Annotated in this window: 14 protein-coding genes; 10 read left to right on the top strand and 4 right to left on the bottom strand. The window is 68.6% G+C overall.

Going from position 1 to position 19,092, the window contains the following annotated elements; translation table 11 throughout:
* The first annotated feature begins 866 nt into the window (after nucleotides 1-866).
* Nucleotides 867-2,609 carry a GxGYxYP domain-containing protein gene (locus G6O68_RS05440; protein WP_165245652.1) on the top strand — a complete coding sequence of 581 codons (1,743 nt, stop codon included), beginning with the start codon at nucleotides 867-869 and terminating at the stop codon, nucleotides 2,607-2,609.
* A gap of 39 nt (nucleotides 2,610-2,648) precedes the next feature.
* On the opposite strand, the gene G6O68_RS05445 is transcribed toward G6O68_RS05440, so the two are convergent.
* On the bottom strand, nucleotides 2,649-3,647 hold the full coding sequence (locus G6O68_RS05445) for a GDP-mannose 4,6-dehydratase (protein ID WP_165245654.1): 999 nt from the start codon (nucleotides 3,645-3,647) through the stop codon (nucleotides 2,649-2,651).
* A gap of 262 nt (nucleotides 3,648-3,909) precedes the next feature.
* Between G6O68_RS05445 and G6O68_RS05450 the strand changes: the two genes are divergently transcribed.
* The 7 genes from G6O68_RS05450 (at nucleotide 3,910) to G6O68_RS05480 (ending at nucleotide 12,630) form a co-directional block, all read left to right on the top strand.
* Nucleotides 3,910-7,356, top strand: coding sequence for an MFS transporter (locus G6O68_RS05450; RefSeq protein ID WP_165245656.1), 3,447 nt, complete (start codon nucleotides 3,910-3,912; stop codon nucleotides 7,354-7,356).
* A 39-nt stretch (nucleotides 7,357-7,395) separates the two neighbouring features.
* Nucleotides 7,396-8,121, top strand: a complete 726-nt coding sequence (locus G6O68_RS05455) for a DUF937 domain-containing protein (protein ID WP_165245658.1) — start codon at nucleotides 7,396-7,398, stop codon at nucleotides 8,119-8,121.
* A gap of 57 nt (nucleotides 8,122-8,178) precedes the next feature.
* Complete coding sequence (locus G6O68_RS05460; RefSeq protein WP_165245660.1) at nucleotides 8,179-9,015, top strand: HD domain-containing protein; 837 nt, start codon at nucleotides 8,179-8,181, stop codon at nucleotides 9,013-9,015.
* 163 nt (nucleotides 9,016-9,178) lie between these two features.
* Complete coding sequence (gene larC, locus G6O68_RS05465) at nucleotides 9,179-10,378, top strand: nickel pincer cofactor biosynthesis protein LarC (RefSeq protein WP_165245662.1); 1,200 nt, start codon at nucleotides 9,179-9,181, stop codon at nucleotides 10,376-10,378.
* Nucleotides 10,379-10,407: 29 nt separating this feature from the next.
* Nucleotides 10,408-10,899, top strand: coding sequence for a hypothetical protein (locus tag G6O68_RS05470; RefSeq protein WP_165245664.1), 492 nt, complete (start codon nucleotides 10,408-10,410; stop codon nucleotides 10,897-10,899).
* Complete coding sequence (locus G6O68_RS05475; RefSeq protein WP_165245666.1) at nucleotides 10,883-11,389, top strand: hypothetical protein; 507 nt, start codon at nucleotides 10,883-10,885, stop codon at nucleotides 11,387-11,389. The genes G6O68_RS05470 and G6O68_RS05475 overlap by 17 nt, the downstream gene beginning before the upstream one ends.
* Entirely contained in the window at nucleotides 11,386-12,630 is a 1,245-nt protein-coding gene (locus tag G6O68_RS05480; RefSeq protein ID WP_165245668.1) for a glycosyltransferase, read from the top strand. The genes G6O68_RS05475 and G6O68_RS05480 overlap by 4 nt, the downstream gene beginning before the upstream one ends.
* 7 nt (nucleotides 12,631-12,637) lie before the next feature.
* Here the strand turns inward: G6O68_RS05480 and G6O68_RS05485 are convergent, their stop codons facing one another.
* Genes G6O68_RS05485 through G6O68_RS05495 form a run of 3 tightly spaced genes read right to left on the bottom strand, consistent with a single transcriptional unit; the run spans nucleotide 12,638 to nucleotide 16,124 of the window.
* The gene (locus G6O68_RS05485; RefSeq protein ID WP_165245670.1) at nucleotides 12,638-13,624 is read right to left on the bottom strand and encodes a transglutaminase family protein; all 987 of its coding nucleotides are present in this window, start codon (nucleotides 13,622-13,624) and stop codon (nucleotides 12,638-12,640) included.
* A gap of 24 nt (nucleotides 13,625-13,648) precedes the next feature.
* Entirely contained in the window at nucleotides 13,649-14,602 is a 954-nt protein-coding gene (locus G6O68_RS05490; RefSeq protein WP_165245672.1) for an alpha-E domain-containing protein, read from the bottom strand.
* 1 nt (nucleotide 14,603) lies between these two features.
* Nucleotides 14,604-16,124 carry a circularly permuted type 2 ATP-grasp protein gene (locus tag G6O68_RS05495; protein WP_165245674.1) on the bottom strand — a complete coding sequence of 507 codons (1,521 nt, stop codon included), beginning with the start codon at nucleotides 16,122-16,124 and terminating at the stop codon, nucleotides 14,604-14,606.
* A 362-nt stretch (nucleotides 16,125-16,486) separates the two neighbouring features.
* On the opposite strand from G6O68_RS05495, the gene G6O68_RS05500 reads away from it, so the two are divergent.
* Both G6O68_RS05500 and G6O68_RS05505 read left to right on the top strand, forming a co-directional pair.
* Nucleotides 16,487-18,109, top strand: coding sequence for a prenyltransferase/squalene oxidase repeat-containing protein (locus G6O68_RS05500; RefSeq protein ID WP_165245676.1), 1,623 nt, complete (start codon nucleotides 16,487-16,489; stop codon nucleotides 18,107-18,109).
* A 107-nt stretch (nucleotides 18,110-18,216) separates the two neighbouring features.
* Nucleotides 18,217-19,068, top strand: coding sequence for a hypothetical protein (locus tag G6O68_RS05505; RefSeq protein ID WP_240911055.1), 852 nt, complete (start codon nucleotides 18,217-18,219; stop codon nucleotides 19,066-19,068).
* Nucleotides 19,069-19,092: the final 24 nt, after the last annotated feature.

The following is a 19,092-nucleotide window of genomic DNA, read 5'->3' on the forward strand; positions in this document are numbered from 1 at the left end:
GACCGCGACGTCGATCCGGTAGGACTGGTTCCATCGCGCCGATCGGCTCTCGCAGGAGAGTCCCCACGTTCCGCCCCGGTCGACCGGGATCAGCCCGCCGTCGTCCAGCAGGAAGAGCACCGGACCGATCGACGTGATGAGCCTCAGGCACTCCCAGAGGTCTTCAGGCTTGAGGCCCCGGTGTCGATTTGCATCGATTCGTCGGGAGCCGGCCCGTCGAAGATCCTCCAGGGCTCGCTCGAATTTGGCTTCGCTCCACAACGGATGCTTGCGACGGAGGTCGCGGATCAACCCTTCCTCATCGCCCGCTTGCTCGGAGCCTGTTCCTGGAAATCCGAAGCTACCTTCGTACTCACCGTGGCTTTCGTTCATGGACCATGACTTGCCGCCGAGGGAGCCGCTCCAGGCCGGGGATGGCTCGCCGAGGGGCACGAAAAGACGGGCCCACCGGAAACGCCGGTTGATCTCGGGGACGAGATTCTCGAGGCCAGTCGGTGCGATGCACCAGAGCCTGACGGTGTCCCGGACGCCTTCGCGTGTCGAGGGCATCGGCGAACCTCCTCTCACTTGGTTAGCGATCTGCCGGTCCCACCCATGGACCGGTCGACGGCCCGAACCGACGACAGCCTCACACCTGGACCGAAAACCCCTGGGTTTCGTTCGCGAGTTTTCGGTTCGCAGCAAAGTCTCTCATCCCGAACGCTGGGAGACAGCGCCCGCTCCCGATGAGATCGGTGATCCCGAGGTTTCGCAGAACATGGAAGTTGTGAACGGAGGCCGGCACTGTTGACAACGGCGGCACGGCGATTGACGATCCAGCGTACTCGCCATCGGCTCGCCGCTCGGATAACCCCGCGAGGCCTACCATGATCGCCCGCTCCGCCGCCTCAAGGTGCCTGCCGTTCCTCATCGTCTTGGCGACCGCCGCGGCGTCACACGCCGATACGCCGTCCATCCTCGCCCACAAGCTCTCCGCGCGGGGCGACGTCGCCTCGTACGACGAGGCGATGGCGGCCGCGACGCTCCAGGGGATCCTCAACCGCGACGCGCCCAACGTCTACGTTTCCTCGAACGCCCACCCGCGACCCGCCCATTGGCTGGAGATCCTGCGCCGTCCCGGCGGCTGGCTGGAAGGCCGCGCGGTCGGTGAGCCGGTGGACCTCGACCGCCTCGTCGAATCGGCTCGCGGGCGAGTTCGGGGAGCCGTCATCTGGGACCCGGTCGTCCCGGCGACCGTGAACGTGGCGACGACGATTGCGGGCGTGGAAGACGGGATCGTCCTGAGCCCTGAGCTGGCCGAGGCTCGCCTGAAAGCCTGGGGCCTGCCGATCCTCCATGATCTTCGCGGGAAGTTCGACGGCCGGGAGACGGGGAGCAAGAAGAACGACGCCTACCGCTGGGCGGTGCGCGAATACCTGGACAAGGGGCTCTGCTCGTCCCATCGGCTCTTCCTGAACGAGGACGCCGCCACGAGGCGGGCCGAAGGTGCCCTGGGCGACGTCGTCACCCGCGACTGGGCCGTCAAGAATCGGGGGTTCGTCTTCGATCTGTCCCCCTGGGGCGACGAGGTCCCGGCCGACGACCCGCATCAACGGCTGGGGCTTGATCTCGAAACGTATCGGATGATCCTCCAATCGATCTCGCGGAATGCGGCCGGGCGGCAACTGACCGAGTTAGCCGGCTTCTTCTCGTTCGCCAAGTACGCGGCCGTCCCCGGCCATGAGAGCCGCCACGACCCGGTCTTCACCGAATGGGAGACAGTTCGGCTGATCTCGCCGTTCGGCTGCTATCAGAACACGATCACCGGCGACAGCTTCAACCAGTCGTTCCACAGCCAGGCGCCGCGAAAGCCCCTGACGCAGCGGAGGCCGACGCTCCGGACCGGGCCGGGCGAGACGACCTACATCGCCATGTTCATGGCCGACTACGACTCCTCCTTCGCGCTGTACGACATCCTGCCCTCGAAATGGGATTCGCCCCATCGGGGGAAGGTGCCGCTGGCCTGGGGGATCAACCCGAACCTGCTAGAGACCTACCCGGACCTCGTCGCCCACGTCTACGCGACGGCGACCCCCAATGATCTCTTCACGGCCGACGCCAGCGCGGCGGGGTACTTCAACCCCAACCAGCTCCCGGCGTCGCTGCTCCCGCTTTTCGTGGTGCACAACCGGAAGTTCTTCCGCGAGGCCGACATGACCATCGCGCCGATGGTCCTGGACTGGGACCAGCCGACGGATGCGGTGAAGGACGCCTTCCACGAGTTCGCGCCCGACGGCTTCGCGACGATCGTCATGGACATATACAACCAGGGAGGGAAGCCCCCGAAGCCGCACCTCTGGAAGGGGATGCCCGTCACGGAACTCATCAGCGAGCCCTGGGATTTCACGCAGTCGGCAGGGGCGGCCGACGTGATCCACGGCCGGATCGCAAAACGTCCGGCCCATGAGACGGGGTTCCTGCTCTCACGCCTCGTCTGGATGTCCCCGACCGACGTTATCCGGGCGTTCGACGCACTTCGGGCGAAGTATCCCGACGATCGGTTCGAGCTGGTCGACATCCAGTCGTTCTTCAACCTGTTCCGCGAGGATCAGGAGCGGCGGGGTCGCTGAGGCCCTGCTCGGGCGAAGTTCGCCCCGCCCTCCCTGACTTCAACTCGCGATCGGCTCGGGCCGCGTCGGGGCGGTCGGCGAGTCGCGGAAGTAGTCGATGACGCCCTGGAGGATCTCGTCGAGCGACTTCCGGGGCTGGTAACCGATCAGGGCGTGAATCTTGGAGATGTCCGGGACGCGCCGGGGCATGTCCTCGAAGCCGTCGCCGTAGGCCTGCTCGTAGGGGATGCGGACGATCTCGGAATCGGATTGGGTGAGGGATCGGACCCGCTCGGCCAGGCCGAGGATGCTGATCTCCTCGGTCGAGCCGATGTTGTAGACCTCGCCGACGGCGCCGGGGTGGTCCATCAGGCCGACGAGCGCGGCGACCACGTCGGAGACGTCGGTGAAGCAGCGCGACTGCGCGCCGTCGCCGTGGATGGTGATCGGCCGGCCGGTCAAAGCCTGCTTGACGAACGTCGGCACCACCATGCCGTACTGGCCGGTCTGGCGGGGGCCGACGGTGTTGAACAGCCGGACCAGGACCGTCGGCAGCTTGCGCTCGCGCCAGTAGGCCAGGGCCAGGAACTCGTCGATCGCTTTCGAGCAGGCGTAGCTCCAGCGTCCCTTGCTCGTGGCTCCCAGGACGAGGTTGCCGTCCTCGCGGAACGGGACGTCCTCGCTCAGGCCGTAGACTTCGGAGGTGGAGGCGAGCAGGACCTTTTTCTTCTTCTTGTTGGCGGCGGCCAGGACGACCTCCGCGCCATGGACGTTGGTCTCGATGGTGCGGACGGGGCTCTCGACGATCAGCCTGACGCCGACGGCGGCGGCCAGGTGGAAGACCACGTCGCACTGGTCGACGAGTTCCGCCACCGTGGGGGCGTGGTGTACGCTTTCAATGGTGTAATGGAAGCCCTTCCGGGAGCGGAGGTGGCGGATGTTGTCGATGCTTCCCGTCGACAGGTCGTCGAGGATGTAGACCTCGTCGCCCCGTTCCAGATAGGCGTCGGCCAGATGCGAACCGATGAAGCCGGCGCCCCCGGTGATGAGCACGCGCATGGGTAACCCGATCCCCCTCTTCTTCCGGGGAGGTCGCCCGCCGGTGATGCTCCAGGCCGCCCGCGACTCCCCCGTCCAGCGTATCGCCCCCCGCGCCGCGAAGGAACACGGGAACGCGGACGGGGGGCCGGAAATCCGACCTCGGCTGTCGCTCGCGAGCTGGACTTGCTCATAATCCGGACGTAGGACATTCTGCGACACTCGGCCGGCGGGCCTTGCGTTCATCCCTCCTATCATGGCACAGCGACCAGGAGTCGGGTTGATGGCTGACGCGGCGGACACGCAAGAGACTCTCGGGTCGACGACCGCGCCGGGGAGCCTACGGCCGATCGGCGGGCTGCTGGCGACGCAGTTCGCGGGGGCCTTCAACGACAACGCCTGGAAGCAGCTCGTCATCCTCCTCGCGCTCGCCGCGGCGGCCAGCGAGAGCCAGGGCCAGACCCGGACGTCGATCGCCCAGATCATCCTGCTGATCCCGCTGATGGCGATCTCGCTGCCGGCCGGCGTGCTGGCGGATCGCATGGGCAAGCGCACGATCATCGTCTGGATGAAGGTCGCGGAGCTGGCCCTCATCTCCCTCGGCACCGCGGCGCTCCTGATGCAACCCGCGGGGGGCTGGCCGATGTTCGCGGTGCTAGGGCTCCTGGGCGTGCAGGCCGCGCTCTACAGCCCGGCGAAGTACGGCATCCTCCCCGAGATCCTGCCGCACGCCGAGCTGTCGCGGGGGAACGGGCTCCTGGAGATGCTCACGAACGTCGCCTTGATCGGGGGGACCGTCGCGGCCGGCCCTCTCTTCGCCATGAGTCCCGGCCGGCCCTGGCTGGCCGCCTTTCCGCTGGTGGCCCTCTCGGCCGTGGGCCTCCTCGCCGCGTTCCACATTCCCGCGGTCGCGCCGGCGCGGCGTGAAGGGGGCCTGATGGACACGCTGGGCATGGCGTCCGACGCGATTCGAGGCGACCGCGTCCTCCGGCTGGCCGTAGTCGGCCAGGTGATCGTGTGGAGCATCGCCACGCTGATCCCGCCCCCCCTGCTTCCCTACGCCAAGATCGTGCTGGGCCTGGAGGAATGGAAGTCGAACCTTCCGCTGGGCGCCCTGGGGTTGGGGATCGGATTGGGCTGCTACCTGGCGGGCCGACTGTCGAGGAAGAATGTCGAATATGGGCTGCTGCCGCTGGGCGCCCTGGGGATGTCGCTGAGCGCCCTGACGTTCGGGATCTGGGGGCCCGGCCTCGTCGGGATGCTGATCTTGATGGGGGCGCTCGGCTTCTTCGCCGGCTTCCTGCTCGTGCCGCTGAACGCGATCGTGCAGTGGCGAGCCCCGGCGGATCGTCGAGGCGCCGTGATCGCGGCGACGAACGTGCTGGTCTACGCCGGCATGCTCAGCGTCTCGGTCCTCGCGCTAGGCCTCGCCTGGGCGGAGGTCTCCGGCCGGAGCATCTTCGTCCTCATCGGCCTGGGCCTGGGGATCGGATTCTTCTGGGCCTTGAAGCTGGTGCCCGAGGCTTTCCTGCGATTCCTGATGCTGGGCCTCGCGAACACCGTCTACCGCGTCCGGGTCATCGGCCGCACCAACATCCCGAGCCAGGGCCAGGCGCTCCTGGTCCCGAACCACGTCTCGTTCATGGACGGCCTGTTCATCATGGCCGCGACCGACCGGCCGGTGCGGTTCGTGGTCTATTCCGAGTATTTCAAGCGGCCGATCGTCGGCCGTCTGCTGCGGGCCATGCGGGCGATCCCCATCTCGCCCTCCGGAGGCCCCCGGATGATCCTCCAGGCCTTCCGCGAGGCCGGCAAGGCCCTCGACGCGGGCGAGTTGGTCTGCCTCTTCCCCGAGGGCCAGCTCTCGCGCACCGGCCTCATCGGCCCCTTTCAACGCGGGCTGCAGCGGATCGTCAAGAATCGGACGACGCCGATCGTGCCGGTCCACCTGGACCGGCTTTACGACAGCGTCTTCGCCCCGGTGAGCGGCCGTCGCATCCCCGAGCGGGTCCCGTTCCCGGTGACGGTCTCGGTCGGCGACCCGCTGCCGTCGACGGCATCCCTGTTCGAGATCCGCCAGTCGATCCGCGACCTCGACAATGCGGCGGAGGCCTACCGCAAGGCCGATTGCCGGCCGCTCCACCACGGCTTCATCCGCCAGGCCCGACGCAATGCGGGGCGGCTGGCTCTGGCGGACTTGCAGAAGCCTTCGCTCTCCTACGGCCGGACGCTGGCCGCCTCGCTGGCGATGGCCCGGAAGCTCCGGGAACGCTGGGCGGGGCAACGGAACGTCGGCGTGATGCTGCCGGCGAGCATGGGCGCGGCGGTGGTCAACATCGCCGCCGCGATGGCCGGCAAGACGGTCGTCAACCTGAATTTCACCGGCGGCCGCGCGGGCATAGAGTCGAGCGCGAAGCAGGCCGGGCTCACCACCCTCGTCACCAGTCGGCAGTTCCTCCAGAAGGCCAAGCTGGAGCCGCCCGGCGGCCTGGAGCTGATCTACGCCGAGGACGAGATGGCGGGGATCACGCGCAAGGACAAGATCAAGGCGATGGCGATGGCCCTGCTCGCGCCGATCCGGGCGCTGGAGCGTTACGCCGGGGCCGAGCGGCCGGTCTCGCTGGACGACGCGGCGACGATCATCTTCAGCAGTGGCAGCACCGGCGAGCCGAAGGGCGTGGTGCTGACCCACTACAATATCGTGGCGGACATCGAGGCGATCCGCCGGATGTATCGCGTGCTGCCGAACGACCGCCTGGCGTCGATCCTGCCGTTCTTCCATTCGTTCGGCTACACCATGTTCTGGTTCGCGAAGACGAGCGGGATGGGGTCGGCGTTCCACCCCACCCCGCTCGACGCCCTCGCCGTCGGCACGCTCGTCGAGCGATTCTCGGTCACGGTGCTGATGGCGACGCCGACGTTCCTGCACCTCTACGTCCGTCGCTGCGCCCCGGGACAGTTCGGCTCGCTCCGGCTCGTGCTGGCCGGGGCGGAGCGTCTGCCGGACTCGCTCAGCCTGGCCTTCGAGGACGCCTTCGGCATCCGACCGATGGAGGGCTACGGCCTGACCGAGTGCGCACCGGTGGTCGCCGTGAACTGCTTCGACTACCGCGCCCCGGGCTTCTTCCAGCCGGGCTCGCGGCGGGGATACGTCGGCCAGCCGATCCCGGGCGTGGCGATCCGGATCGTCTCGCCGACGACGTACGAGCCGCTCGGGGCGAACACCGAGGGCCTGGTGCTCATCAAAGGGCCGAACGTGATGTCCGGCTACCTGGGACGCGAGGACCTGACGCGGCAAGCCTTCGTCGAGGGTTGGTACAACAGCGGCGACCTGGGGATGCTCAGCGACGACGGCTTCCTCAAGATCACCGGCCGGCTGTCGCGGTTCTCCAAGATCGGCGGCGAGATGGTCCCCCACGGAAGGGTCGAGGAGGCGCTCCAGGACGCCGTGAAGGCCGACACCCAGCAGTTCGCCGTCACTTCTGTTGGCGATCCGAAGAAGGGCGAGAAGCTCGCCGTCCTCACCACCCTGGACGACGCCAGGGTGGACGAGGCCCTCAAGAAGCTCGGCGAGATGGGGCTGCCCAACCTGTTCATCCCGCGCCGGGACCACGTGTTCAAGGTGCCCGCCATCCCCATGCTGGGGAGCGGCAAGCTCGACCTCCGCGCGGTGCAGAAGTTGGCGGAGGAATCGCTCGCCGCGAAGGAACCCGCCGGCGTCCGGGGCTGACCGAAACGCGAACCGATCCGGCCCAGGAGCCTGCGCGCGATGAATCTCGTGGATGCGATCCAGGATCAGATCTCGGGGGAGGGCCTGCGGAAGCTCGCCGTCGACCTGGACCAGAGCGAGGACCAGGCCCGCGCGGCGACGGCCGCCGCCTTGCCCGCGGTGCTGGCCTCGCTTTCGAATCAGGTCCTCGACGGCCACGCCCTCGACGCCCTGCTCCGCTCCCTCCGCGAGCGCCCCGAAGCCTCGGCCGAGCCGAAAGTGATCGACGATTCCGACCTGCTGGGGCCCGCGCTTGGCGCGAACCTCCCTGAGTTGATCGATCTCCTCGCCCGGACGACGAGACTCGAACCATCCGCGGTCCGGAAGCTCCTGGTAGCCCTCGGGCCGGTCGTCCTGGACACGATAGCGGCTCGAGCGCGCGCCGAGGGCGGGCTCGACGCCGAGCATCTGATCCACGTCTTCACCGCCGAGAAGCCGAAGATCACCGGGGCTCTCCCCGAAGGCCTCTCGCTCGCCGACCTCCCCTCGATCCCAGGCGTGCCTACAACCGTGACTCCGGCCGTCGAGGAAGGCCCCGCCATACCGGGCTGGGTGCTGCCGGCTCTGGCCGTCGCGCTCGTCGCGGCCAGCGTTTGGTTCCTCCTCAAACAGCCTGTCGAAGTGCCGACGGCTCCGGAGTCGCCGGCTTCGCCGAAGCCCCGGAAGGAGGGCCTGACGCCGCCGCCGCCTCCGATCGAGCGGGCCGCGACCGCTCCCGAGAGCTGAGTTCGACCCGGATCCTCTGGCGTCGACGACGGCGGATCGTGTTAAAATTCGCGGATCATGCACGACAAATTCAAGAAGCCGTTCCGCGTCGCCGCCGCCACGGCGAAGCTCCGCAAGCAGATCGCCCTGGAGGCCGCGCGCCGGCTCCTCGACGCGTTCGACGTCCCCAGGGAGGAACCGGCCCCGCTCGACCGCCTGGAGGCCGCCTCCGAGTCGGACTACTACGCCGCCAAGCGGAAGGCCGCCGCCGTGCTGGGCCACCGGATCCGACCTGGCGACCTGCCCTCCGACGACGAGGTCCGCGAGCAACTCGTGGTTATCCAGAAGCAGCGCGCCGAGGACGTGGAAGAGGCCGACGACGACGAGCCCACTCCGCCCGAGCCCGCCGACGACCTGCCGACGCCCGCCCTCTCCGAATCGATCGATCGATTCGCGGTCTACCGCCTCCGCCTGATCCCGCTCGAAGGGGTCAAGCAAGACGCGGAGACCCATCCCGAGGGGGATGCGCTTTACCACAGCCTGCAAGTCTTCCACCACGCCCGCGAGGCCCGTCCGTACGACGAGGAGTTCCTGCTGGCCGCCCTGCTCCACGACGTCGGCAAGGCGATCGACCCGCGCGACCACATCGCCGCGGCCGTCGACGGCCTGCGCGGCTCGGTCACCGACCGCACCCTGTGGCTGATCGCCCACCATATGGACCTCGTCACCTCTCGATACCGCGCCCTGGGGGTGAAGCAGCGCCGGGAGATCGAGGATTCCGAGTGGGCCGACGACCTGAAGTTGCTTCGCGAGTGCGACGACGCCGGCCGCGTGCCCGGCTCGGCCGTGGAATCGCTGGAAGAGACCCTGGCGTACATCCGCCGGCTTGCGACCGAGGAGTATCTCGACCTCTGAGGCCGCGACGGCCCCCGTGGTTCCCTCTCCTCGCCCGCCCTCGACCACCCCGACGGCGCTGCCTACGACCGTCGGCTCGGGCGGTTCCTGGGTTGCGGAGGGGGGCGGGGAGGCTAGAATGGAACTCCTTCGAGCGAACGGAAATGAGACGAGGAGCGTGGTCGTGCGCGTCGGATACTTCGATTGCTTCAGCGGCGTCTCCGGCGACATGACCCTCGGCGCGCTCGTCGACGCGGGCGTGGACGGTCGCGCGATCCAGCAGGCCGTCGCCAGCCTCGGGCTGCCCGGCGAACTCTCGTTCGAAACGGTCAAGCGAGGGGGCTTCCGGGCCACCTACGCCCGGGTCGAGACGCCCCGCGAGCACGCCCACCGGCACTGGCCCCACATCGAGGCGATCATCGAGAAGGGGGTGTTGACCCCGCGTCAGAAAGATCTCGCCACCAGCATCTTCCTGAGGCTGGGCGAGGCCGAGGCGCGGGTCCACGGCGTCGAGTTGGCGAAGATCCACTTCCACGAGGTCGGAGCCGTCGATTCGATCATCGACATCGTCGGCTCCGCCGTCGGCCTCGACCTGCTGGGCGTCGACCGCTTCGAATGCAGCGCGGTGCCGCCGGGACGCGGCTCGATCAGGGCCGAGCACGGCCGCATGGCCCTCCCGGCCCCGGCCACGGCGGAGATCCTCAAGGGGGTGCCGCTCGCCGAGTCGACCGTCGAGATGGAGATGACCACGCCCACGGGGGCGGCGATCGTGACGACGGTCTGCGAGCGATTCGGCCCCCTGCCCGCCCTGACCGTCGAGTCGATCGGCCTCGGGGCGGGGACCCGCGAGGTCCACGGGCAGGCGAACATCCTCCGGCTGTTCGTCGGGGTGCTGGAGCCCTCGCCCCACGGCGACCGCGTGTACATGCTGGAGACGAATCTCGACGACCTGCCGGGCGAGGTGATCGGCTACACGACCGTCAAGCTCCTGGAAGCCGGCGCTCTCGACGTCTTCACCACGGCCATCCAGATGAAGAAGAACCGGCCGGGCGTCATGGTCAGCATCCTCTGCGACGAGGCCAGGATCCCCGCCATGGAGGAGATCCTCTTCCGCGAGACGACCACGCTGGGCGTGCGGCGGTTCCCCGTCAGCCGCCACAAGCTGAACCGCAAGCCCGTCGAGGTCGAGACCGAGTTCGGCGTGGTCCGCGGCAAGCTGGGCTGGCTCGAAAGCCGTCCGCCGACCTTCAGCCCGGAGTTCGACGACTGCGCGAAGATCGCGTCGGAACGCAGGGTCGCCCTGCGTGAGGTCTTCGACGCCGCCCACGCCGCTTACGCACGCCGACCGGCGGGCTCGGCCCCGGAACAGAACCTCGCCCACTGACCAGCCTCCCGGGAAGGAGCGGTCGCCCCGTGAACTACACCTACTTCTGGCTGACCAGCGGCCTCGCCTGCCTCTTCGCCCTGGTCCTGCTCTCGACCGCCACCTGCCTGTTCCTGGTCCGTCGGCTCGACGTGCTATCCCACGCCCATGACGCGACTGAGCAGCGAGTGATCCAGCTCGCCTACGAGTTGCGACGGCTGGAGCACCTCGCCGGCCAGATCGAGCGACGAAGAGCAAGCGGCTCGTCGTACGGCGAGGGCCGCGATCGGGACGCCGAGGACGACTCTCCCCCCGCGGCGTTGATATCCGTGCCGGACCTGGGGGTAGAAGGCGGGGCCGACGACGCCGCCGGGTTCGCGGAGAAGCATCACGAGATCTGGACGCTGGTCGAGGCCGGCCGAACCCCCGGCGAGATCGCCCTGGCGACGGGTCGGCCCATCGGCCAGGTTGAGTTGATCGTGGGCCTCTACCGTCAGCACCAGGCCTCGCATCTCCAGGGACGCCATGACGGACCCGCTTGACGCCGGCCCGGGGGCCGAGCCCCTCGAACCCGAGGCCTCGCGATGCCTGGGCCGAACCCGTTCCTGGGTGCTGAACGTCCTGGTGGTCGACGGCCTCTCGATCCTCGGTTCGGCCCTGGTCATCCGCGGGATCGGGCCGATCGCCGTCGACGCCGATCCGGAGTCGCTCCGCAAGATCCTGCTCGGCGGCCTGTTCGTCGTCTTCGCCGGCGCGATGATCGTGCTCCGGCGGCTGGGCGGCCGAGAACGCCTCGCCGAGCCGTCGACGCGGGCCTCGCGGTTCTTCGCGTCGCACGTCGGCGCGGCGGCGATCGGCTGGCTGGCGCTGCCGGCCGGCCTGGCCTACGGACTCGCGATCGATCCGAACCTCGGGGGCGTCGCCCCGTTCTGGCTCGCGGCGATGGTGCTCGGCAAGCTCGCCTATCCCTCGGCGGTCGAGCTGGAAGGATTCGACGAACCGATGGCCGTGGAGTCGGAGTCCGCCGCATGAATCGCCTCGAATCCTGGATCCTTTGGACCTACGCCGGGATCATCCTGATCTGGCCGGTTCGCTGGGTCGTCCTCAAGATCGTCCTCGGCCGCACGCGCTTCCTGACGCCGGAATCCCCAAAGCTGGAGGGGACGGATCTGCCGCTCGTCTCCGCCGTGATCCCGGCGAAGGACGAAGAGGCGACGCTCGACGAATGCCTGACTGCGGTGCGCGCCCAGGACTATCCGAACCTGGAGATCCTGGTGGTGGACGACCGGAGCGACGACGACACGCTCGCGATAGCCCGGCGCCACGCCGACGCCGACGAGCGGGTCCGGGTGCTCCAGAACGACCGCCTGCCGCCGGGATGGACCGGGAAGACCTACGTCCTGCACCGCCACGCCCCGATGGCGCGCGGCGAGTGGCTCTGGTTCCTCGACGCGGACACGAAGCATGAGCCGGCGTTCCTGCGAGTCATGCTCCGGTACGCGGGCGAGAACGATGCGGCGCTCGTGAGCCTCTTGCCCGAGTTGAAGTGCGAGACGTTCTGGGAACAAGTCATCCAGCCGCTCGCCGGTATCGTCCTGATGCAATCGTTCCCGCCTCGCGACATCAACGACGACGCTTCTCCGCTGGCCTTCGCCAACGGCCAGTCGATCCTGGTCACCCGCAGGGCCTATGACGCGGCCGGAGGCCATCGAGCGGTACGCCACCGTTTCGTCGAGGACATCGGCCTGGCCGGCAAGGTGAAGGGACTGGGCCTTCCCATCAGGCTGGCGATCGCCAAGGGGCTTGTCTCGTGCCGGATGTACGCGTCGATCGGCCAGCTCGTGCGGGGCTGGAGCCGCATCCTCTACGACGCGCTCGACCGCAGTCCGCGACGGCTGATCCTGAAGCTGCTGGACCCGATCGTCTTCTGCCAGACCGGGCATGTCGCGCTGGTCGCGGCTTTGGCGTTGACGGCCGTCGGCCGAGGGGGGGCGTTCGCGTACTGGCTGCTGGGGCTTTCGCTGCTGCACCACGGCCTGATGTACGCGGTCTTCCGCATCATCTACAACGTGTCGGTCCCAGGCTCCCGGTACGTCGCGACGTTCCCGCTGGGCAACATTTTGACCGATTACATCCTGATCAGGGCGATTCGGATGTGCTTCACGGGCAAGGTGGCCTGGCGAGGGACGAGCTACGACGCCAGCCTCTCCCGCACCGGCGACGACGCGGCCGACGCCGACGAGGCGGGCGAGCTGGAGGCGGCGAACCGTTGAGGGGTCCTCAGGATTGCTGCTGCTGGCCCTGCTGCTGGCGGAAGTTCGACTGCGACTGCATCTGGCTCATCCGGCCGCGGGGAGCCTGGCGGCCCGACTGGATCCAGGAGGCCGCGGACCAGGGTGCCTCCGAGCGTTCCGACCACTCGCCCCAATCGGTCGGGACGCGGGAGATCGGCTCGACCTTGACCGCCACGCTGATCGATTCCTCAGCCCGGCCGCGATAGATCCCTCGGTTGGGCGGGACGTCGAGGTAGTCTCGCCCCAGGGCGATGCGGACGTAGTCGTCGTCGACGATGTGGCCGCGGGTCGGGTCGACGTCGACCCAGCCGTTGCGGCCGGCCCAGACCTGGCACCAGGCGTGGGTGGCGATCTCGCCCGGCTCGTGGATGTAGCCGCTGACGTAGCGGGCCGCCAGGCCGAAGCCTCGGCATGCGCCGAGGAACAGGTGGGCGAAATCCTGGCAGACGCCGCGGCCCAGCGCCAGCGCCTCGCTCACGGGCGTCCGCGCCGAGGTCACCTTCTTCTCGTAGACCAGCCGCGCGCGGGTGGCGTCGGCGAGCTGCTGGACCGCGTCCAGGAGCGACCCGGAGGGCCTGGGGATCGCTTCGAGGAACGCCGACATCTCCGGGCTCTGATTCACGAGCTTGCTAGGGAGCCGGTACTCGAGGGCCTCGACGGCCTGGAACTCGTCGGCCTCGGGGTCGAAAGGGACCTCGGCGAGTCTGGGTTCGCCGGCCGCCCGGTGGGTGCGGACCACGCTCGTCGCGCGGATCAGCAATTCGCGATACGGCCGGTAGATGTTGAACAGGTCGACGCGGTTGAAGAAGCCGTCCTGGTAGACCGTCACCGGGGCCGAGGGGGTGATCCGTAGGCGATACCCCAGGCAGGTCTGATCTTCCTCGGACGGCGGGCCCATGCGGGCCTCGAAGACGGTCTCGGAGACGTCTTGCGTGTACGTCAGCTTGGTCTCGTGCTGGACTCGGAGCAGCATGGCGGTTCGTCCCCTCCCATCCGTTCACATCAGGAAGAAGCAGCGCTGGATCTCGTCGCTGACGCGATGGCAGGTGACCTGGAGCGAGTCCAGGAACTTGAGCAGGCCGCGGTCGAAGATCTCGGCCACGTCGAGGTAGCGGAGATCGCTCTCGAGGCGGCCCAGGATCCGCTCCGCCTCGCAGCCGTAGGCGTCCTCGTCGCCGCCGGAGATCGACTCCAGCGACTCCTGGCAGCGGGCGGCGCTATAGCGGATGGAGCGTGGGAATTCGGAGTCGAGCACGAGGAAGCGGATCACCCCCTCGGGCTCGATCCGCTCGCGCTCGGATCGGAGGAACGGCCCGTGGGCGGAGCAACTCCTCAGGAGGCTCGTCCACCGCACGAGCTGCATCGGGGCCTCATGGTCCTCGACCTGCTGGGTCAGCACCGGGCACTTGGCGCGGAGGATCCGGCAGAGGACGTCGAGCCGTTCCAGATGACGGCCCAGCTCGAGGAAATGGTAGACCTCGTCGCGGGGCAGGGTGTTCTGGATCATGCCGTCGATGAGAAGGCACGAGTTCTTGATGGCGTTGAAGAGGCTCGACGGCCCTCGGACGAACTTGCGCTGCGCGCGGGTGCCGCCGAGGAACAAGTGGAGCCGGTTGACCTCGCTCCAGACGTCGACCCCGATCGCCTCCTGGGTGCCGCGGGCGTTCTCGCGGGCGCGGGAGATCATGCTGAGGATCGACTGGTGATTGGCGCGGTCGAAGGTCAGGAAGCGTAGGACGGCGTCCCGCGACGGCGCGCTGACGTCCATCGGGAAGTCGTCGCGGCAGGCGAGGATGGTGAGGGCGATCTCGACGGGAGCGAAGCCCTCGCCCGGGCCGATCTCCGAGTCGAGCTCGATGAACAGGCCGATGTCGAGCAGTCGGGCGACGTTCTCGGCGCGCTCGATGTAGCGGCCCATCCAGTACAGGCTCTCGGCGACGCGGCTGAGCATCTCAGGGCCCCTCCTCGGCGGCGGTCGGCCGCGTCGACGCGCGGCGGGCGTCGGCCGGCGACGTGCCCTGCAGGACCCAGGTGTCTTTCGTCCCCCCCCCTTGCGAGCTGTTGACGACCAGGCTCCCCTCGGGCAGGGCCACGCGAGTCAGGCCGCCGGGGAGCACGAAGACGTCCTCGCCGTAGAGGACGAACGGGCGGAGGTCGACGTGGCGGCCGTCGAGGTGGCCGTCGACGAAGGTCGGGTGTCGGCTCAGCTGGATCGTCGGCTGGGCAATGTAGCCGCGCGGGTTGTCCTCGACCTTGCGCCGGAACTCCTCGCGTTGCGCCTTCGTCGAGGCCGGGCCGATGAGCATCCCGTAGCCTCCCGACGCGTCGACCGCCTTCACCACCAGCGACTCCAGGTTCTCCAGGATGTGGCTGCGGTGCGACGGGACGAGCGGGCGGAAGGTCTCGACGTTGTTCAGGACGGGCTGCTCGTCGAGATAATACTTGATGATATCGGGGACGAATGGGTAGATCCCTTTGTCGTCCGCCACGCCCGTCCCGAGCGAGTTCGCCAGCCCGATGTTCCCCGCTCGATAAGCCCCCATGAGCCCGGCGACGCCCAGGATGCTGTCGGGCCGGAAGGAGAGCGGGTCGAGGAAGTCGTCGTCGAGCCGACGGTAGATCACGTCGACGCGTTCGAGCCCTCGCGTCGTCCGCCGGAAGATCTGGCCGCGGTCGAGCACGAGGTCGCGGCCCTCGACGAGGTCCACGCCCATCTGGCGGGCGAGGAAGCTGTGCTCGTAATAGGCGGAGTTGTACATGCCGGGGGTGAGGACCACGACCGTGGGGTCGGAGCACCCGTCGGGCGCAATGTAGCGGAGCACCGAGAGCAGCTTGTCGGTGTAATCGTCGACCGGCCGGACGTTGTACTCTTCGAACAGGAAAGGAAAGATCTGCTTCATCACCTGGCGGTTCTTGAGGACGTAGCTGACGCCCGAGGGCGTGCGGCAGTTGTCCTCCAGCACCAGGTATTCGCCGTTCGCGTCGCGGATCAGGTCGATCCCGGAGACGTGGACGTAGATGTCCTTGGGGACCCTCAGACCCAGGCAGTCCCGCCGATATCCCGAGGCCCCGAAGATCAGCTCGGCGGGGACAACCCTGTCCTTGAGGATCGAACGATTGTGGTAGATGTCTCGTATGAACAAATTGAGGGCGCGGACGCGCTGCTTCAACCCCCGCTCGATCCGGTCCCACTCGGGTGCGGAGACCAGCCGAGGGATCGGGTCGAAGGGGATGATCCGCTCCACCCCCTGATCGCGGCCGTAGACCGTGAACGTGATCCCCTGGTTGCGCATCGTGAGGTCGGCCACCTTATGGCGGCGTTCGATCTCGGCGGGCCCCAGGTCGATCAGTCGGTCGTGGAGCGGCGCGTAGTGCGGCCTGGGCGTCCGGTCCGATCCGAACATCTCGTCATAGGCCGCGAGGTTGTAGCCGCTGAACAAGGCAGCGCTTTCATCCGAGTGGGTCGCTTGCATGGGCAGCCATCGGCGGAGCGGGTGTGCGCAATATCGACAACCCCACGAACCGGGGCGCGTGGGAACGGGTCTCTGGCCGTGGGAGAGGTGTCGCGCGGGCGATTGTCGGCGGGCCGGACGTCGACGACGACCGGCCGGCGCCCAGCCGGGCCACCCACGCATCCCCCTTGTAGCAAGAAAATCCCCCTCTGACCAGCCGGAAGCGGGGCGGCCCGATCCGACGACCCGGCCGCGCCGAAGCGTCGAGCGCGAATCTCGGAAAAAAGGCGAGCCCCCGATTCATTTCGTGGTCATGAGGTTAGAATCATGGTACGACCTCTCCAGCCGTCTCGGCGAGCGACCGTCGATCCTTCGGTGAAGCCATGATCCCGACGATTCGAATCGCAACGCTCGCGACCGCCTGGTGCGCGATATCGATCCTGGCCGCGGTCGGGCCCCCGTCGGCCCGCGCCCAGCAGCAGGAGCCGGCCGTGTCGGCCGCTGTGCAATACCTGCGCAAGGCCTCCTCGGGGAAGCAGGTCGGCGAGACGGCCATGATCGCGCTGGGCCTCCTCAAAGCCGAGACGCCGGTCGACGACCCGGCCCTGGCCGCCTGCCTGGCGAAGATCCGCACCCGATTCGTCAGCGGCGGCTACACCCCCGAACGGTCGGGTGGGGCCGACGTCTACGAGGCCGCCGCCGTGGCCCTCGCGCTCTCGAACGTGGATTCTTCCGGTCGCGGCAGCTTGCTGGAAACGGTGGGCTCCTATCTGATGCGGAAGCAGAAGCCCAACGGCAGCTGGGATTACGAAGGCCGACCCCACGGCGACACGTCGATCTCCCAGTACGCGGTCCTCGGCCTCTGGGAGTGCGAGAACAACGGCGTCGAGGTCCCCCCCTCGGTCTGGGATCGCGCGGCGCAATGGTACATGTCGTCGCAAAGCTCGGCCGGGAGCTGGAACTACCATCGCGACGAGAACGAGGCCGAAACCGTCTCGATGACCGCGGCCGGCGTCGGCAGCCTGTTGATCTGCGGCCGCCAGCTGGACAGCTACCGAAGCTTCCAGAAGGGGCTGAACCCTCACCTGACCCCGGTGGACGACGGCGGCCCTCGCGGCGACTACAAGCCGGTTGCGACCGCCGCTCAGATCAACGCGGCGATCGCCCGCGGCCTGTCGTGGATCGGCTCGCATTTCAGCACGGCGGACGCCAAGACCTTCGGCAAGTCCATGTACTACGGCCTCTACGGCATCGAGCGGATCGGGGGACTCGCCGACCGCCAGGCGATCGGCCGGATCGACTGGTTCGAGAAGGGTGCCGCGTACATCCGTTCCAACCAGAGGCCCGACGGCTCTTGGGGCTATCCCCCCTACTCGGACGACGTGACGACGGTCTGGGCCGTACTCTTCCTGACGCGATCGACCAAGAAGTCGCTCGCGCGGGTGGATGCGAAGAAGCTCGGCTCCGGGACGCTCCTCGGCGGCCGTTACCTGCCGAACGACCTGACCACGATGACGGTCGCGGGCGGTCGGATCATCAGCCGGCCCATGAACGGCGCCGTCGAGGGGATGCTCGACGTGCTCGAGGACCCGCGGATCGCCGACGCCGAGACGGCCGTGGCGGGGATCCTCGACCGTTACCAGACGCAGGGCGCGGCGGCGCTGAAGCCCTTCAAGGACCGCTTCCGACGCATGCTCCGCTCCCGCGACCCCGGCCTGCGCGAGGTCGGCGCCTGGGCGCTCGGCCGCTCGGGCGACCTGGACGCCGCCCCCGACCTGATCGCCGCGCTCGAAGACGCCGACGAGCGGGTCGTCGCGTCGGCGAGGCAGGGCCTGCAGCTCATCGGGCGGAAGATCGACGGTCCCGGCCCCGAGCCCGGCGCGACGCCCGAGCAGAAGCGGGCCGCCGCCGAAGCCTGGCGGGGGTGGTACGAGAGCGTCCGCCCCCTGGACGCCTCGGCGATCGACGAGGCGGCCGCCGGCGCGACGGGGAGGGCCGGGCCTTGAGCGCGACCGCCCCCCATGTCGAATCCCCGAAGAGGCCTGCGGCGTCCCCGGCCCGAGACGTCCGCATCCTTGGCGAATCCCGGTACGATCGCGTCACGTCCTTCCTAATGGCCGTTGTCCTCGGTGCGATGCTGGTCGTCGGCTGGCTGGCCCTGATCTTCGTGACTAACCAGGAATTCGCCTCGCGGGTCACGTCCCCGCTGCAGATCGTCGAGGTCTTCGGCGGCGGCGGCGGATCGCCCGACGGAGCGCCCGGCTCCACGGAGAAGATTGACCTGGCCGGGGCGGACGCCGCGCCGCAGGCGTCGAACAACGAGGAGACGCCGGGCGAGTTCGAACAGCCTTCGGTCCAGTCGACCCCCGGGGCGATGCTCGACGCCGCGCTCGAGGCCGGGCGCGACGTCGCCGAGGTGGACGTCGGCCCGGCCATGCCGAGCGGCGGGGCCGTCGCCAGCGGGCGTCGGGCCTCCAAGATCGGCACCGGGGGCCCCGGCCTGGGCTTCGGCCCCGGCGACGGCGGCGTCAGCCGCGAGAACCGCTGGAGCATCCTCTATCCCGAAGGCCAGCGGCCCGAGGAGTACGCTCGCCAGCTCGACTCCCTCGGCGTCGAACTGGCCGTGGTCGGGGGGAAGGACCAGCTCGTGTACGCCTCCAACTTCTCCAGCCCGAATCCCACCCGTCGCAATGGCGGCAGCGGCGGCGAAGGCCGGCTCTACTTCATCTGGGAAGGCCGGGCGAGGAAGGCGTCCGACCTCGTCCTGCTGCGAAAGGCGGGGATCGAGGTCGGCGAGGGGACCGTGTTCCAGTTCTATCCCGCCGGCATCGAGGAACGGCTCGCCGACCTGGAGATTCGCTACCGCGGGCGGTCGCCCGCAGAGATCCGAGTGACCCGGTTCGCGGTCGTCCCCAGGGGGGAAGGCTACGACTTCAAGGTGGTCGCCCAGGAGACCCTCCGATGACCCTCGACCCCTCGCACCGGAGCG

Origin of the sequence: Paludisphaera soli (assembly GCF_011064595.1) — a bacterium.
GTDB lineage: Bacteria > Planctomycetota > Planctomycetia > Isosphaerales > Isosphaeraceae > Paludisphaera > Paludisphaera soli.

Excerpts from the sequence above, each read along its gene's own strand:
- G6O68_RS05480 (WP_165245668.1), top strand. The coding sequence starts at position 11,386 with ATGAATCGCCTCGAATCCTGGATCCTTTGGACCTACGCCGGGATCATC.
- G6O68_RS05500 (WP_165245676.1), top strand. The coding sequence starts at position 16,487 with ATGATCCCGACGATTCGAATCGCAACGCTCGCGACCGCCTGGTGCGCG.
- G6O68_RS05460 (WP_165245660.1), top strand. The coding sequence starts at position 8,179 with ATGCACGACAAATTCAAGAAGCCGTTCCGCGTCGCCGCCGCCACGGCG.
- G6O68_RS05495 (WP_165245674.1), bottom strand. The coding sequence starts at position 16,124 with ATGCAAGCGACCCACTCGGATGAAAGCGCTGCCTTGTTCAGCGGCTAC.
- G6O68_RS05485 (WP_165245670.1), bottom strand. The coding sequence starts at position 13,624 with ATGCTGCTCCGAGTCCAGCACGAGACCAAGCTGACGTACACGCAAGAC.
- G6O68_RS05440 (WP_165245652.1), top strand. The coding sequence starts at position 867 with ATGATCGCCCGCTCCGCCGCCTCAAGGTGCCTGCCGTTCCTCATCGTC.
- G6O68_RS05475 (WP_165245666.1), top strand. The coding sequence starts at position 10,883 with ATGACGGACCCGCTTGACGCCGGCCCGGGGGCCGAGCCCCTCGAACCC.
- G6O68_RS05505 (WP_240911055.1), top strand. The coding sequence starts at position 18,217 with ATGGCCGTTGTCCTCGGTGCGATGCTGGTCGTCGGCTGGCTGGCCCTG.
- G6O68_RS05490 (WP_165245672.1), bottom strand. The coding sequence starts at position 14,602 with ATGCTCAGCCGCGTCGCCGAGAGCCTGTACTGGATGGGCCGCTACATC.
- G6O68_RS05455 (WP_165245658.1), top strand. The coding sequence starts at position 7,396 with ATGAATCTCGTGGATGCGATCCAGGATCAGATCTCGGGGGAGGGCCTG.
- G6O68_RS05450 (WP_165245656.1), top strand. The coding sequence starts at position 3,910 with ATGGCTGACGCGGCGGACACGCAAGAGACTCTCGGGTCGACGACCGCG.
- G6O68_RS05445 (WP_165245654.1), bottom strand. The coding sequence starts at position 3,647 with ATGCGCGTGCTCATCACCGGGGGCGCCGGCTTCATCGGTTCGCATCTG.